The following is a 13,660-nucleotide window of genomic DNA, read 5'->3' as shown; positions in this document are numbered from 1 at the left end:
CGGACGCCCCGGGCACGGGGCTCGGCGCCGAGGTCAGCAGGGAACGTCGAGCAGGTCCGCCGGCACGCCCCACTCGTCCGCGAGCGCCACCAGCCCCGCCTCGGTGACGGCCAGGCCCCGCGTGCTCCCACGCCGCGCGACCCAGCCGGCGGCGAGGAACCGCCCGGCGACGGCGGCACCCAGCGCTCCGGCGAGGTGCTCACGCCGCTCGGTCCAGTCCGGGCAGGCGCGGGTGAGCGGGCGACGACCGCTCCCGGCCGCGTCGACGTCGACCCCCCTGTCCACGAGGCCAGTCCTCCCGGCGGAGGTGACGACGAGCCCGTCGCCCAGCCAGCCACGGCCGACCATGGCGTCGGTGACCGCCACGCCGAGCCGCCCTGCCAGGTGGTCGTAGCAGAGCCGGGCGCGGGCGAGCCGCGCCTGCTCCCGCGACTGCCGCAGGCTGACGACGGGCGCGGGCGGGCACAGCTCCCCCAGCGTCTCCAGCGCGTCGGCGACGCGGGCGTCCGCGAGCCGGAAGAACCGCTGCCGCCCGCGCGGCTCCGCCACCACGAAGCCGGCGTCCACCAGGGCGGCGAGGTGCTCGCTGGCCGTCGACGGCCGCACGCCCGCGGCGCGCGCGAGCTCGCCCGCGGGCCTGCTGCTGCCGTCGATCAGCAGGTTCAGCACGGTGGACCGCACCGGCGCCGCCAGGGCGCGTCCGACCGCCGTGAAGTCCCTGCCGCTCACGTCCTTGCCCGCCCGGTGGCCCACCCTCACGCTCATCGGGCCACGGTACGGCGACGACGTTTCGGCCGCCGCCGAAGCGTTTCCGCCGTACGGTGCCGACATGACCACCACGATGCAGGACCTCGAGATCGTCCTTGCCCACCACCCCGGCACGCTGGCCGCGCTGGGCCGAGCTCTCGGCGAGGCGGGGGTGAGCCTCGAAGGCGGGGGCGTGTTCGCGACCGGCTCGACCGCCGTCGCGCACTACCTCGTCCTCGACGGCCCGGCTGCCCGCGACGCCGTCGAGCACGCCGGCCTGGGGCCCGCCTGCCTGCACGACGTCGTGATGTTGCGTCTGGACCAGGAGACGCCGGGCCAGCTCGGCACCGTGGCCGCGCTGCTCGCCGACGCCGGCGTGAACGTCGAGGCGCAGTACAGCGACCACGCCGGCAACCTCGTCCTCGTCGTCGACCCGGCCCACCACGCCGCGTGCGCCGAGGTCGCCCGCGCGTGGGGTGAGCGCCAGGTCGCGGCTCGGCCCTGATCCGTGCGGAGCCGGCCAGGCAGGCATCAGTGGAATGGAAGTTATATAACTCGTTCCGCCTCTTGCTCCAAGTTATATAACTCCCCATACTGAGCGGCATGGACGCTCAGCAGGCGGCACACCTCATCGCTCAGGGCGAGACTCTCGAGGTCGAGTTCAAGAGCGAGCAGCGGCACGCCTACGCGGATCGGGAACTCACCGAAGCGGTGGCTTGCCTGGCCAACGGCACCGGTGGGGTGCTGTTCCTCGGGGTCGAGGACGACGGGACCGTCACAGGTGCTCGACCGCGGCACGGAGGTCGGACGGACCCGTTCCGAGTGCAAGCCGCGATCGCCAACGCGACGATTCCACCACTCTCCACCCGTGTGTCCCTGCTCTCGATCGCATCCCAGGACGTCACCGCGATCGAGGTGGATGAAGCGACGACGCCCATCGGCACCACGACTGGCCGTTACACACGGCGCGCGCTCCGCAACGACGGGATGCCTGAGTGCACGCCATACCCCCTGCACGAGATGTTGAGCAGGACCACGAGCACAGGCGAGTCCGACTACGCGACGCTTCGCGTACACGGTGCGACCTGGGCCGACCTGGACCCGGCCGAGTTCGACCGGTTCCGACGCCTCGCAGCCAGCCAGCCAGGCGACGGCACGCTCGCCGTGCTCTCGGACGTCGAGATCGCGCGGTCGCTCGGCGTCACTGAGCCCGGAACGGCCGGGCCGACACCGCTCATGGGCGCGCTGCTCCTCTTCGGCACGGCCGACGCGCTCGCGCGTTTCGCGCCGACCCACGAGACGTTCTTCCAGGTCATGCACGGCTCGGACGTCAAGGTCAATGAACAGGTCGTCGGAGGACTGCTCAAGTCTGCGGAAGAGCTGTTCAACCGCTTCTCGCCCTACAACACGGAGGAGGAGGTCGACGCCGGACTGGTACGCATCGCGCTCCCCCGCGTGCCGGAACTCGCCCTGCGGGAGGCGATCGCCAACGCGCTGGTGCACCGCGACTACACGATGACAGGTGCGGTGCGGCTCCAGGTCGGAGACGACGCGGTCGTGATCTCGAGCCCTGGTTCGTTCCCCCGCGGCATCACGCTGGACAACATCCTCGACCACAGCCGACCGCGAAGCCGAACCCTGGCCGACGCGTTCAAGCGAGTCGGGATCGTCGAGCGCACAGGCCGTGGCATCCCTCGGATGTTCGAGAGCACGTTGCGCATCGGCCGCGACGCGCCCGACTACTCTCGCAGCACGTCGGACGCCGTCGTGGCGTCGTTCGCGACGTCCGACGCCGACGCTGCCTTGGCCAGGTTCGTCTTCGAGAAGGAGTCGGTGCAGGGCGGCCCGATGCCGCTCTCCGTCCTCCAGGTACTGCACGAACTGCGGCGCGAAGGCGATCTCAGCGTGGCCGAGGCGGCTCGGCTCCTGCAGAGGACCGAGGGCGAGGCTCGCGCCTCGTTGACGAAGATGGTCGAGGCAGGTCTTGTCGAACCACGAGGATCCGGACGAGGACGCCGGTATCACCTCTCGGCGGCCACCTACCGCGCGCTGCACTCCGATCCGGGCTACGTCCGTGTCCGCGGACTCGACCGCATCCAGCAGCGCCCGATGGTGCTCACCTACGTGCGAGCGCACGGCAGCATCACACGGGCCACGGCGGCGGAGCTATGCGCGATCGCTCCACCAGCCGCTACGACGCTGCTACGGTCGATGGTCGACGACGGCGACCTCGAGCTGCGGGGCGAGCGACGAGGAGCGCACTACGTGCTCGCCGATCCCCCGCCTACCGAGGCTTGAACGCTCGCCGTGCGCGGCGTCGTCGAGCGGGGCCCGTTCGAGGCCGTCGAAGGCGTCTACCAGGTGAGGCATCGGCCTGCCCTCCGTGACCTTCATCGAGGGCGGACGTCGAGATGTCACGCCGTGAGCCCGGACCTCCTGGCACCACCGAGGAGAGGGCGGGCCGGAAGCAGCCGGTCGAGGCCGACCACCACGAGCCCGAGCACGTAGAAGGCTCCGCCGTAGACGGCCAGGTTGATCCCCAGCCCGCCCCAGCCGAGCGCGTCCAGGTCGACGAAGCCGTACGGGTACTCGCTGCCCGGGCTGAGCTGCCCGCGCACCAGGACGAAGCCGAAGTAGAGCACCGGGAACGCCATCCACACCGCGGCGTCGCGCAGGCGCATGCGGCGGTGCTCGTCGAGCAGCAGGAAGTCTGCGGCGACGGCGATCGGCACCAGCTCGTGCTCGATCTGCCCGTCGGTCAGGCCGAGGAACACCGCGGGCGCGTCCGGGTCCTCGGGCGCGAGGACGAGCCAGGCCACCAGCCCCGTGATCGACGCCGCCAGCGTCACCACGCCCTTGGCCCACACCGGTGGCTGGGTGCGGCGGAGCAGCGAGGCGACGCCCGCCCACCCGAACACCGCCACGACGAGGAAACCCGTGAGGTTGGTGAAGTAGACGAGGCCCTCCACGTCGCCGTCGCGCCAGATGACGCGGTTGCCCACGAGCGCGAGGACCACGAGGAAGAGCCGAAACAGACCCACGATGACGTGCATGGGCGTCAGTGAACCAGCATTTTCACAGGACGAGGATCGCGACCAGGCCGGCGATAGCGAGCAGCGCCGTGCCCCCGCACATGACCACGATCCGCCGACCGTGCCGCAGCCGCGGCTCGGCCGCGCCGAGATGCTGTTGCGTGTGCCGGGCGTGCCGCCCGGCGAACCACCACAGCGGGGGTGTCAGGGCGAGCGCGGCCGCGAGGACGAGCACCGAGGCCCCCTCCACGGCCGGGAGGGTCTGCCACGCCACCCCGCAGGCCGCGGTGAACGAGAGCAGCGTGCGCCGCCAGGCGAGTGCCGTGCGCTCGGCCTGCAGCCCGCGGTCCCGCTCGGGGCCGACGAGCGACGGGGCGTGCTCTGGTGCCATGCAGCACGCCTCAGTACAGCAGCAGCGCGAGCAGCACGAGGACGCCGACCAGGCTCACGGTCAGGACGAGGACGAGACCCGTGAGCCCGCCGGGCAGCGGCGCGTGCTCACGCATGGCGCGCTCCGTCCGCGCCCACTCGACGGCCGCGACGACGGGCACGACCACCCCGGCGACGAGCAGCACGACCGACGCCACCAGGCGCAGCGTCGGCTCCATGGGCAGGTCGAGGGCCTCCAGCGCCGTGCCGCCCGCGATGAGCCCGAGCGAGGTGCGGATCCACGCGAGGACGGTCCGCTCGTTGGCGAGGGAGAAGCGTGCGTCCGGCTCGGTGCCCTTCTCGTAGACCCAGCGGGGAAAGCGTTCGCGGCTCACGGGGCCCGAGCCTAGTCAGCGCCGGGCCACAGGGCGCGGGCGCGTCGGTGGCGGTGGCTAGCGTCGACGTCATGGCCCTCACCGATCGCGCTGCCTTCCTCGCCCTGCACCGCCCCGGCGACCCGTTGCTGCTGCCCAACGCCTGGGACGCCGGGTCCGCGCGGATCCTCGCCGCGCTCGGGTTCGCGGCCCTCGCCACCACGAGCAGCGGGTTCGCGGCGACGCTCGGGCGCGCCGACGGCGCAGTGACGCGCGACGAGGCGCTCGCCCACGCGGCTGTGCTCGCGGCCGCCGTCGACGTCCCGGTGAGCGCCGATCTGGAGAACGGCTTCGGGGACTCCCCCGACGACGTCGCGCGGACCGTGGCGGACGCCCGCGGCACCGGGGTCGCCGGGTGCTCGATCGAGGACCACACCGGCCGCGACGACGACCCGATCTACGACCGGACGCTCGCCGTCGAACGGATCGCGGCGGCGGCGGAGGCCTCCGGCGACGTCGTGCTCACGGCCCGCGCCGAGAACCACCTGCACGGCCGCGACGACCTCGCCGACACGATCGCCCGGCTCCAGGCCTACCAGGAGGCGGGCGCCGACGTGCTGTACGCGCCGGGGCTGCGCGACGCCGGGCAGGTCGCCACGCTGTGCCGCGAGGTGGACCGGCCGGTCAACGTGCTCCTCGTGCCCGGCGGCCCCGACCCGGCGGCGCTCGCCGAGGCGGGCGTCGCACGGATCTCCGTCGGCGGCGCGTTCGCGTGGAACGCCCTGTCTGGACTGATCGACGCGGCGCGCGAGCTGCAGGCCGGGAGCACGGCGTTCCTCGACCGCACCGCCCCGGCCCGCGAGCTCATGCCGCGCGCGTTCCAGCGCTGACGCGCGGCGCCCGCCACAGCAGCACGACGGCGATGCCGCCGGCCACGCACGGGGCCAGACCGGCCCAGCCCAGGGCGGGCGCCAACCCTGCCTCACCCGAGGTGTCCGGGGTGAGCAGCGCGGTCAGCGCGACGACGACGGCGAGCGCGAAGGCACCCACCGCGGCGCCTCGTGACCACCGCCGGCGCGCCCGGACGGCACGCATCGTCCAGAACCAGGCGGCGACGCCGAGCACGCCGACACCCGCCAGCAGGTACTGGTACGTGGTGACGGCGGCGTCGACCTGTGCCTGGCCGTAGGACGGGTAGCCCGTGCGCACGTGGTCGGCGAGCAGCCGGGTGCCTCCGTCGAGGAACGGCACGAGCGTCATGAGCACGGTGAGCGCGAGGCCCACGGACATCGCCACGAGGGCGCGGCGCTCCTGCGGGGTGCTCGTCATGGGAAGCCTCCCTGTCGGTGGACGAACTGGCGAAACCTACGCTGTAGGTCTTCGTGGCACGGTATGTTCTACGACGTAGGTTTGGCAAGCGAGCTCAAGGGGGCAGCGGCGGATGGCCGGACGCGCACGAGGTACCTCAGCAGGTCTCGACCGCGCAAGGATCGCGGCCGCCGCGGTCGCCCTGATCGACCGGGACGGGCTGGAACGGTTCGGCGTACGCCCGCTCGCCGGTGCGCTCGGCGTCGACCCGATGTCGATCTACCACCACGTCAAGGGCAAGGCGGCGCTGCTGGACGCCGCCTCGGAGGCCGTGCTCGGCGAGGTCGCCGAGCTCGCGGTCACCACAACCACCACGGCGCAGCACGACCCGAGCGGATGGCAGGAGCTCGCCCGCAACATCGCGCACGCGTACCGCGACATGGCCTACCGGCATCCCCGCGTGTTCCCGCTGCTGGTCACGCGCGCGCAGACGTCGCCTGTCGCGGTCTCCGCGCTCGAGTCCCTGGTGGCCGCGATGCGGCGCGACGGCCTGCCGGACCGCGTGGTGGCCGACGCACCGATGGTGCTGTTCGGCTTCCTCAACGGCCACCTGCTGGCCCGCACGGCCGAGGGGCAGACCGCCGTGCCCGCGTTCGACCCGCAGACCCATCCGGCGATGGCCGCCCTCGCGCCGGGCTGGTCCGACTTCGGCTCGGACGCCGAGCTCGACCGGATGCTCGACATCGTGCTCGCGGGGCTCGCGGGCTCGTAGGGCCCGCAGGGCCCGCAGGGCCGGCCCGGCAGGCGGCTACGGCACGAGACGCTGGGTGATCACCGACTCGTCCGGCCCGTGCTGCACGCGCGCGAGCGCGCCGTTGACCAGCGCGAGGTACGGCGGGACGTGCCCGCACTCGACGTCGCCGAGCACCGGGATCCCCAGGTCGCCGAGGGCGTCGCGGACGGCGTCGTGCTGGGTGAAGCCCCCGACGGCGGGAGCGTGCGTGCGGCTCACGAGGACGGCGTTCGCGGCGTCGAACCAGCCGGCGTACCGCATCGCCCACAGCGCGCGGCCGATGTCGGTGGCGCCCCACTCGCACACGTCGAGGTAGACGACCAGGCCCTCCGGTGCGTGCTCGGCGGCGAACGCCGGCACGTCGCCGTAGGGCGTGCCCGCGAGGACGCCGACGGTCTCCACGCAGCCGCCGATCAGGCGGCCGCCGACGTCGACGGCCGCGTCGTCACCCTCGGCCGCAGCCCCGGCGTCGAGCCGCACCCACGCGCCGGCCGCGTCCAGCGTCCAGGTCGAGACCTCCGGGTGCTTCTCGTAGTCGTCCCACCCGGACGAGCGGTACCGGCGCGGCGAGCGCTGCACCAGCACGTCACCGGGCCCGGCGGCGGCGACGTCCCACCAGCCCAGCAGGCCGTCGGGCACGTCGTACGGGGTGTCCATGAGGTTCTGACCGTGCAGCGTCGCGACGCCGGTGCGCAGGGTGAGCGGCAGCATCACGGAGGAGATGTCGGAGAAGCCGACGAGCCACGTCGGGTCGGCCGCGAGCGCTTCCCAGTCGAGGCGGCCGAGCAGGTCGACGGCGAGCTCGCCGCCCCACGGCGGCACGACGGCGCGCACCACGGGGTCCGTGAGCATCGCGGTGAGCTCGGCGGCGCGGTCCGCGGCCGGGGCGCTGACGACGCCCGACCCCGTGGGCGTCGCGCCGACCCGCACGTCGTAGCCCCGTGCGCGCACGACGTCGGCGGCGTGGTGCAGACGAGCGTGCAGCGGGGGCTCGACGCCGGCCGACGGCGCGGTGACACCGATCGTGTCGCCGGGACGCAGGGGGCGCGGGTAGCGGATCGTCATCCCCGGACTCTCCCCGGTGGACCAGTCCCGGGGCAACCGGATTGCCGCCCGGCGGTCAGTCCAGCGGGTCCCGGACGATCGGGCACGTCATGCAGTGCCCGCCACCGCGACCGCGGCCGAGCTCGGCGCCGACGATCGTGATCACCTCGACCCCGGCCTGCCGCAGCGCGGCGTTGGTCAGGGTGTTGCGGTCGTAGGTGAAGACGACGCCGGGCTCCAGCGCCACGGCGTTGTTGCCCGAGTCCCACTGCTGGCGCTCGGAGGCGTACACGTCCCCGGCGGTCTCGACGACGCGCAGCCGGGGCAGCCCCATCGCCTCGGCGACGACGTCGACGAACGGGGTGTCCCCCTCGTCGGTCACCTCGATGCCGGGTGCCGCGTCGGACGGCCGCAGCGAGACCGCCCGGATGCCGTCCACGAAGGCGGGGTGCACGGTGACGAGGTCGCGGTCGGCGAAGGTGAACACGGTGTCGAGGTGCATCGCGGCACGCAGCTGGGGCATGGCGGCGACGACGACCCGCTCCGCGGCGCCGGCGTCGAACAGCGACTTGGCCAGGCTGGTGATGCCCTGACGCGACGTCCGCTCGCTCATGCCGATCAGGACGACGCCGTTCCCGACGGGCATGACGTCGCCGCCCTCGACGGTGGCGCGAGCCCAGTCCTGCTCGGCGTCACCCCACCACACGCGCGACGGCGCGTAGTCCGGGTGGAAGCCGTAGATCGTCTGCATCAGCATCGTCTCGTCGTGCCGGGCCGGCCAGAACAGCGGGTTGAGCGTCACGCCGCCGTAGATCCAGCAGGTCGTGTCGCGGGTGTACAGCGTGTTGGGCAGCGGCGGGAGCAGGTAGTCGCCGGCGCCAAGCGACTCGCGGGCCAGGGACAGGTAGCCGGTGCGGAAGTCGGCGGGCAGGTCCGCCGTCGAGAGACCGCCGATGAGCAGGCGCGACAGCTCGCGCGACGGCAGCGAATCCAAGTAGGCGCGGGCGCCCTCGACGAGCCCGAGACCGACCCGGTTGGGCACCACCCTGCGGTCCAGCAGCCAGGCGCGCGCCTCGGCGATGTCCATCGTCTGTGCGAGCAGGTCGTGGAGCTCGACGACCTCGACCCCACGGTTCGTCAGCTTGTTGACGAAGTCGAGGTGGTCGCGCTGTGCCGCCTCCACCCACATGACGTCGTCGAACAGCAGGTCGTCGGAGTTGCTGGGCGTGAGCCGCTCGTGCGCGAGCCCGGGCGAGCAGACGAGCACCTTGCGCAGCCGCCCGACCTCCGAGTGGACGCCGTGCGGGGGGACGGGGGGCGTGGACGATACGGAGGTCATCGGGGTCCTTTCGGTGGAACGGTACGACGGTGCCTAGATCGAGATCCAGCCGGCGGCGAGCCCGGTCGCGGCGAGCGCCGCGAGGGCGAGGACCACCACGAACCCGACCAGCTCGGCGGGTGCGAAGACCCGGCGCCCCTGCTCGCGGCGGGTCATGACGAACAGGATCGTCACCGGGGCGTAGAAGAGGAACGAGACCACCACCAGGCTGAAACCCGCCGCGAAGACCAGGAACGCCGTGTAGACGGTGGCAAGAGCGGTGATGACCAGGTCGGCGCGCAGGGTCGAGGGCCGTGCGCCGTCGTAGGTCTCGCGGGTCGTGCGGAGCTTGACGGCGTAGAGCGCGGCGAGCAGGAACGGGATCAGCGTCATGACGGCGGTCATGTCGAGCGCGAAGTCGAACGCGTCCTCGGAGAAATAGGTGACGATCAGCACCACCTGCGACAGCGACGTGCTGAGCAGCAGGGCGTTCACGGGCACGTCGCGCTGGGTGCGGGCGAGGAACCGGGGCATGTCGCGGTCCTTGGCGCTGACCAGCAGCACCTCGGCCGCCATCAGCGTCCACGCCAGGTAGGCACCCAGCACGGAGACGATCAGCCCGATGCCGACGAAGACGCTGCCCCAGTCGCCGACCGCCGCCTCGAGCACCCCCGCCATCGAGGGCTGGCGCAGCTCGGCGATCTCGGCCATCGGCAGGATGCCGTAGGACACGATCGACACCGAGGCGAAGATCGCGAGCACGCTCAGGAAGCCCAGGATCGTGGCGCGCCCGACGTCCTCGCGGCGCTTGGCGTGCCGGGAGTAGACGCTCGCGCCCTCGACGCCGAGGAACACGAAGACGGTGATGAGCATCGTGCCCCGCACCTGGTCGAACAGGGAGCCGGCGTAGTCCGCCCCGCCGAAGTTCTCGGCGAAGACCCCCGGGTCGAACAGGAACAGCGCGAGCAGGACGAAGACGATGATGGGGATGACCTTGGCGACCGTGACGATCCGGTTGATCGCCGTCGCCTCCTTGATGCCGCGGCGCACGAGCAGGAAGAACAACCACAGCCCGGCGGTGGAGCACACGATCGCCAGCACGGTGTCCCCCGCACCGAGCGCCGGGATCCACTGGCCCAGTGTCGAGGTGATGAGCACCCAGTAGGTGACGTTGCCGACGCAGGCGCTGGCCCAGTACCCGGCGGCGGAGAAGAAGCCCGTGAACTCCCCGAAGCCTGCCTTGGCGTAGGCGTAGACCCCGGCGTCGAGCTCGGGCTTGCGCACGGCGAGACGCTGGAAGACGAACGCGAGCATCAGCATGCCCGTCCCGGCCACGGCCCAGGCGATGAGGGCGCCCAGGACGCCCGTCTCCTGCGCGAACCTGCTCGGCAGGGAGAAGACGCCAGCGCCCACCATGGACCCGACGACCATGGCGGTGAGTGTGAGGAGCGAGACCTTGGTCGCACCCTTGGCGGGTGTGACGGTGTCCTCGTGTGCCATGTTCGATGCCCCCGGAGTGCGGTCGGCTGAGACGATCATCGGCAGTGCTGCGCTCGATGCTCCCACCATCAGGGCAGGTCCGCACGGCGATCCGTGTCAGCGCCGCCGGGCACCCAGCCGCTTGACGACCTCGACGAGCAGGAACACCACGACGGACAGGCCGAGGGTCTTGCCCCACTCCTCGAGGCCGATCGGGGCGGACCCGAACCAGCCGTGCATGAACGGCGCATACACGAACACGGCCTGCAGCGCCACGAGCGACGCCGCCGAGATCCAGATGACGCGGTTCCCGCGCAGCACGTCGAGGGTCAGGCTCGACCGGTCCAGGAACCGGCAGTTGAAGAGGTAGGCGAGCTGCCCCAGGGCCAGCATCGTCACGGCGGTCGTCTGCGCCTCGGCGTGGGTCGCGCCCTGCGCCCGCTCCGCGTAGAAGACGACCATGGTGGCGCCGCCGATCAGCAGCGACACGACGAGGATCCGCCGCAGGAAGACGCCGTCGATGATCTGGGCCGCGGGGTCGCGCGGCCGCCGGTGCATGACGTCGGGCTCCGCCTGCTCGTACGCGAGGCCGAGGGACAGCGTGACCGCGGTGATCATGTTGATCCACAGCACCTGCACCGGCGAGAGCGGCAGGACGAGGCCGAACAGCACCGCGAGGAGGATGACCAGCGACTGCGCGCCGTTCGTCGGCAGCAGGAACAGCACGGACTTGCGGATGTTGTCGTAGATCCGCCGCCCCTCCTCGACCGCCCGCTCGATGGTGGCGAAATTGTCGTCGGCGAGCACCACCTCGGCGGCCTCCTTGGTCGCCTCCGTGCCCTTGATCCCCATCGCGACGCCGACGTCGGCCTGCGTGAGGGCGGGGGCGTCGTTGACGCCGTCACCGGTCATGGCCACGACCTCGCCGTGCGCCTGCAGCGCCGAGACGATGCGGATCTTGTGCTCGGGGCTGGTGCGGGCGTACACGTCCACGTCCCGGACGACGGCGCGCAGCTCCTCGGCGCTCATCGCCTCGAGCTCGGGGCCCGTGAGGACGGCGGGCCCGTCCCCGGACCGGCCGTCGACGATCCCCATCTCGCGGCCGATCGCCAGCGCCGTCCCGGCGTGGTCGCCCGTGATCATCTTGACGCGGATGCCCGCCGTGCGGCACTGCGCGATCGCGCCGACCGCCTCCGGGCGCGGCGGGTCGACGATGCCGACCAGCCCGCACAGCTCCAGGTCCTCGTCGACGTCGGACAGCTCGAGCGCCGTCGTGCCCGCGCCCGCCGTGGCGCGGGCGGCGGCCAGCACCCGCAGGCCCTGGCCGCCGAGGGCGTCGATCTGCTCGGTCCAGAAGCCGCGGTCCAGGGGCTCCGGGGCCCCGTCGGCGCCGGTCTGCGTGGCGCAGCGGACGAGCACCCGGTCGGGCGCCCCCTTGACGTGCACGTGCAGGCCGCCCGCCGGGTCCCGGTCGAGCGTGGCCATGAGCTTGTGCTCCGACTCGAACGGCACGACGGCGACGCGCGCCCAGTCGTGCGTCTCGACGCCGGCCTTCATGCCCATCGAGCGCAACGCACCCTCCGTGGGCTCCCCCACCAGGCGCCACCCGTCGTCGTCGGCGGCGTCCTGGGCGGGCACGATCCGCGCGTCGTTGCAGAACGTCATCGTCGTCGCGACGCCCGCGAGGTCGGGGCGCTCCGAGAGCGTCACCTCGGCGCCGTCGTCGGGCCCGTCCTTCACGGCGACGGTCCCGTGCGGTGCGTACCCGGCGCCCGACAGGGCGAACGCCCCGGCCGCGGTGCGCACCACTCGGGCGGTCATCTCGTTCTTGGTGAGGGTGCCGGTCTTGTCCGAGCAGATGGTCGTGACCGACCCGAGCGTCTCGACGGCGGGCAGCTTGCGCGTGATGGCGCGGCGCCGCGCCATCTGCTGCACCCCGAGCGCGAGGGTGATGGTCACGAGGGCGGGCAGACCCTCCGGCACGGCCGCGACCGCGAACCCGATGGACGCCGACACCAGGTCGGGCACGCTGAAGTCGTGCACGACGCGGCCGATGACGACCATGACGACCGCCATGCCCAGGATGAGCACGGCGAGGATCTTGCCGAAGTGGTCGAGCTGGCGCGTCAGGGGCGTCTGGAGGCTCTCGACCTCGGAGATCATCGTCTGGATGCGGCCGATCTCCGTGGCCTGCCCTGTCGCAGTGACGACCCCGACGCCCTGGCCCGCGGCGACGAGCGTGCCCGAGAAGAGCATGCTCGTGCGGTCCCCCACGCCGGCGTCGGCGGCGACCGCTGCCGCCCGCTTCGAGGCCGCGACCGACTCCCCCGTCAGCGCCGACTCCTCGACGCGCAGGTTCGTGGCCTCCAGGAGCCGGACGTCGGCCGGGACCTTGTCGCCCGACCGCACGCGCACGACGTCGCCGGGCACGAGGTCGTCCGCCTCGACACGCTCCCAGGCGCCGTCGCGCCGCACCTCGGCGTGCAGCGACAGCATCTGCCGGATGCCGTCGAGCGCGCTCTCGGCGCGACCCTCCTGGATGAAGCCGATCGCGGCGTTGATGATCGCGACGGCGAGGATGACGGTGAAGTCGACCCAGTCGCCGAGGATCGCCTTGAGCACCGCGGCGACGAGAAGGATGTAGATGAGCACGTCGTCGAAGTGCACCGCGACCCGCTTCCACAGCGGGTCGCGCTCCGGCGGTGGCAGCCGGTTCGGGCCGACGCGGGCGAGCCGGGCGGCCGCGTCCTCGCGGTCGAGGCCGGTCGGGGTGGTGCCGAGCTCGGCGAGGACGTCCTGGGGCGCGCGAGACCAGGGCGCCGTGGGCGCCTCGCCGAGCTGGTCGGTCACGGAGTCTTGCGCCCCATCGTCCCGGCGACGATCGCCACGCCCACGGCGGCGAGGCCGATCTGGAACGCGAGCTCGATCCAGTCGATCCCACCGGTGTCCTTGACCCCGACGAGGTCCGCGAGCCAGGTCCCGAGGAGGGCCGCGACGATGCCGACGAGGATCGTCACGAGGATCGAGATGTTCTGCTTGCCTCGCACCAGGAGCCGGCCCAACGCTCCGATGATCGCGCCGATGATGATCGCCGTGATGATTCCACCTGCAGTCATGATCGCTCCATCCTTCGCCGTGGCTGGTCAGACCCCTTGAATGTAGGACCGCGAGCCCCTGGGCGCACGACAGACGCGGG

14 protein-coding genes are annotated in these 13,660 nt (G+C 72.5%); 4 read left to right on the top strand and 10 right to left on the bottom strand.

Annotation, left to right across the window (positions count from 1 at the left end):
* Positions 1-33: 33 nt before the first annotated feature.
* Positions 34-765 carry an ArsR/SmtB family transcription factor gene (locus LEP48_RS12715; RefSeq protein WP_225565968.1) on the bottom strand — a complete coding sequence of 244 codons (732 nt, stop codon included), beginning with the start codon at positions 763-765 and terminating at the stop codon, positions 34-36.
* 64 nt (positions 766-829) lie between these two features.
* On the opposite strand from LEP48_RS12715, the gene LEP48_RS12710 reads away from it, so the two are divergent.
* Both LEP48_RS12710 and LEP48_RS12705 read left to right on the top strand, forming a co-directional pair.
* Positions 830-1,252 (top strand): hypothetical protein, encoded by a 423-nt coding sequence (locus tag LEP48_RS12710; protein WP_225565967.1) that lies wholly within the window; start codon positions 830-832, stop codon positions 1,250-1,252.
* A 98-nt stretch (positions 1,253-1,350) separates the two neighbouring features.
* Positions 1,351-3,045 carry an ATP-binding protein gene (locus LEP48_RS12705; protein ID WP_225565966.1) on the top strand — a complete coding sequence of 565 codons (1,695 nt, stop codon included), beginning with the start codon at positions 1,351-1,353 and terminating at the stop codon, positions 3,043-3,045.
* A gap of 116 nt (positions 3,046-3,161) precedes the next feature.
* Here LEP48_RS12705 and LEP48_RS12700 read toward each other — a convergent pair whose 3' ends face one another.
* From LEP48_RS12700 to LEP48_RS12690, 3 genes are read right to left on the bottom strand one after another with little or no spacing between them, the layout of a single operon-like run.
* Positions 3,162-3,800, bottom strand: a complete 639-nt coding sequence (locus tag LEP48_RS12700) for a Pr6Pr family membrane protein (RefSeq protein WP_225565965.1) — start codon at positions 3,798-3,800, stop codon at positions 3,162-3,164.
* A 22-nt stretch (positions 3,801-3,822) separates the two neighbouring features.
* Complete coding sequence (locus LEP48_RS12695; RefSeq protein WP_225565964.1) at positions 3,823-4,170, bottom strand: YidH family protein; 348 nt, start codon at positions 4,168-4,170, stop codon at positions 3,823-3,825.
* Positions 4,171-4,180: 10 nt separating this feature from the next.
* On the bottom strand, positions 4,181-4,543 hold the full coding sequence (locus LEP48_RS12690; RefSeq protein ID WP_225565963.1) for a YidH family protein: 363 nt from the start codon (positions 4,541-4,543) through the stop codon (positions 4,181-4,183).
* Positions 4,544-4,614: 71 nt separating this feature from the next.
* On the opposite strand from LEP48_RS12690, the gene LEP48_RS12685 reads away from it, so the two are divergent.
* Positions 4,615-5,412, top strand: a complete 798-nt coding sequence (locus LEP48_RS12685; RefSeq protein ID WP_225565962.1) for an isocitrate lyase/PEP mutase family protein — start codon at positions 4,615-4,617, stop codon at positions 5,410-5,412.
* On the opposite strand, the gene LEP48_RS12680 is transcribed toward LEP48_RS12685, so the two are convergent.
* Positions 5,387-5,851, bottom strand: coding sequence for a hypothetical protein (locus LEP48_RS12680; protein ID WP_225565961.1), 465 nt, complete (start codon positions 5,849-5,851; stop codon positions 5,387-5,389). The genes LEP48_RS12685 and LEP48_RS12680 overlap by 26 nt on opposite strands.
* A 112-nt stretch (positions 5,852-5,963) precedes the next feature.
* Here LEP48_RS12680 and LEP48_RS12675 point away from each other — a divergent pair, with 112 nt between their 5' ends.
* The gene (locus LEP48_RS12675; RefSeq protein WP_225565960.1) at positions 5,964-6,602 is read left to right on the top strand and encodes a TetR/AcrR family transcriptional regulator; all 639 of its coding nucleotides are present in this window, start codon (positions 5,964-5,966) and stop codon (positions 6,600-6,602) included.
* Positions 6,603-6,638: 36 nt separating this feature from the next.
* Here LEP48_RS12675 and LEP48_RS12670 read toward each other — a convergent pair whose 3' ends face one another.
* The 5 genes from LEP48_RS12670 to LEP48_RS12650 form a co-directional block, all read right to left on the bottom strand.
* On the bottom strand, positions 6,639-7,688 hold the full coding sequence (locus tag LEP48_RS12670; protein WP_225565959.1) for a S66 family peptidase: 1,050 nt from the start codon (positions 7,686-7,688) through the stop codon (positions 6,639-6,641).
* A gap of 55 nt (positions 7,689-7,743) precedes the next feature.
* Positions 7,744-9,006 (bottom strand): arginine deiminase, encoded by a 1,263-nt coding sequence (locus LEP48_RS12665; RefSeq protein ID WP_225565958.1) that lies wholly within the window; start codon positions 9,004-9,006, stop codon positions 7,744-7,746.
* 33 nt (positions 9,007-9,039) lie between these two features.
* A complete protein-coding gene (locus tag LEP48_RS12660) occupies positions 9,040-10,485 on the bottom strand; it encodes a basic amino acid/polyamine antiporter (RefSeq protein WP_225565957.1) in 1,446 nt (481 codons plus the stop codon).
* 96 nt (positions 10,486-10,581) lie between these two features.
* Positions 10,582-13,314, bottom strand: coding sequence for an HAD-IC family P-type ATPase (locus LEP48_RS12655; protein ID WP_225565956.1), 2,733 nt, complete (start codon positions 13,312-13,314; stop codon positions 10,582-10,584).
* Positions 13,311-13,580 carry a GlsB/YeaQ/YmgE family stress response membrane protein gene (locus LEP48_RS12650; RefSeq protein WP_225565955.1) on the bottom strand — a complete coding sequence of 90 codons (270 nt, stop codon included), beginning with the start codon at positions 13,578-13,580 and terminating at the stop codon, positions 13,311-13,313. Before LEP48_RS12650 ends, LEP48_RS12655 begins: the two co-directional genes overlap by 4 nt.
* Positions 13,581-13,660 lie beyond the last annotated feature (80 nt).

Source organism: Isoptericola luteus (assembly GCF_020297055.1).
In the GTDB taxonomy this organism is placed as follows: Bacteria; Actinomycetota; Actinomycetes; order Actinomycetales; family Cellulomonadaceae; genus Isoptericola; species Isoptericola luteus.
The sequence above is the reverse complement of the archived record's forward strand: the minus strand, read 5'-3'. Positions and strand labels throughout refer to the sequence as shown.

What these genes read in the sequence shown, in the direction of transcription:
- LEP48_RS12695 (WP_225565964.1), bottom strand. Translation starts at nt 4,170, where the DNA reads ATGGCACCAGAGCACGCCCCGTCGCTCGTCGGCCCCGAGCGGGACCGC.
- LEP48_RS12710 (WP_225565967.1), top strand. Translation starts at nt 830, where the DNA reads ATGACCACCACGATGCAGGACCTCGAGATCGTCCTTGCCCACCACCCC.
- LEP48_RS12685 (WP_225565962.1), top strand. Translation starts at nt 4,615, where the DNA reads ATGGCCCTCACCGATCGCGCTGCCTTCCTCGCCCTGCACCGCCCCGGC.
- LEP48_RS12660 (WP_225565957.1), bottom strand. Translation starts at nt 10,485, where the DNA reads ATGGCACACGAGGACACCGTCACACCCGCCAAGGGTGCGACCAAGGTC.
- LEP48_RS12675 (WP_225565960.1), top strand. Translation starts at nt 5,964, where the DNA reads ATGGCCGGACGCGCACGAGGTACCTCAGCAGGTCTCGACCGCGCAAGG.
- LEP48_RS12700 (WP_225565965.1), bottom strand. Translation starts at nt 3,800, where the DNA reads ATGCACGTCATCGTGGGTCTGTTTCGGCTCTTCCTCGTGGTCCTCGCG.
- LEP48_RS12650 (WP_225565955.1), bottom strand. Translation starts at nt 13,580, where the DNA reads ATGACTGCAGGTGGAATCATCACGGCGATCATCATCGGCGCGATCATC.
- LEP48_RS12705 (WP_225565966.1), top strand. Translation starts at nt 1,351, where the DNA reads ATGGACGCTCAGCAGGCGGCACACCTCATCGCTCAGGGCGAGACTCTC.
- LEP48_RS12680 (WP_225565961.1), bottom strand. Translation starts at nt 5,851, where the DNA reads ATGACGAGCACCCCGCAGGAGCGCCGCGCCCTCGTGGCGATGTCCGTG.
- LEP48_RS12670 (WP_225565959.1), bottom strand. Translation starts at nt 7,688, where the DNA reads ATGACGATCCGCTACCCGCGCCCCCTGCGTCCCGGCGACACGATCGGT.
- LEP48_RS12715 (WP_225565968.1), bottom strand. Translation starts at nt 765, where the DNA reads ATGAGCGTGAGGGTGGGCCACCGGGCGGGCAAGGACGTGAGCGGCAGG.
- LEP48_RS12665 (WP_225565958.1), bottom strand. Translation starts at nt 9,006, where the DNA reads ATGACCTCCGTATCGTCCACGCCCCCCGTCCCCCCGCACGGCGTCCAC.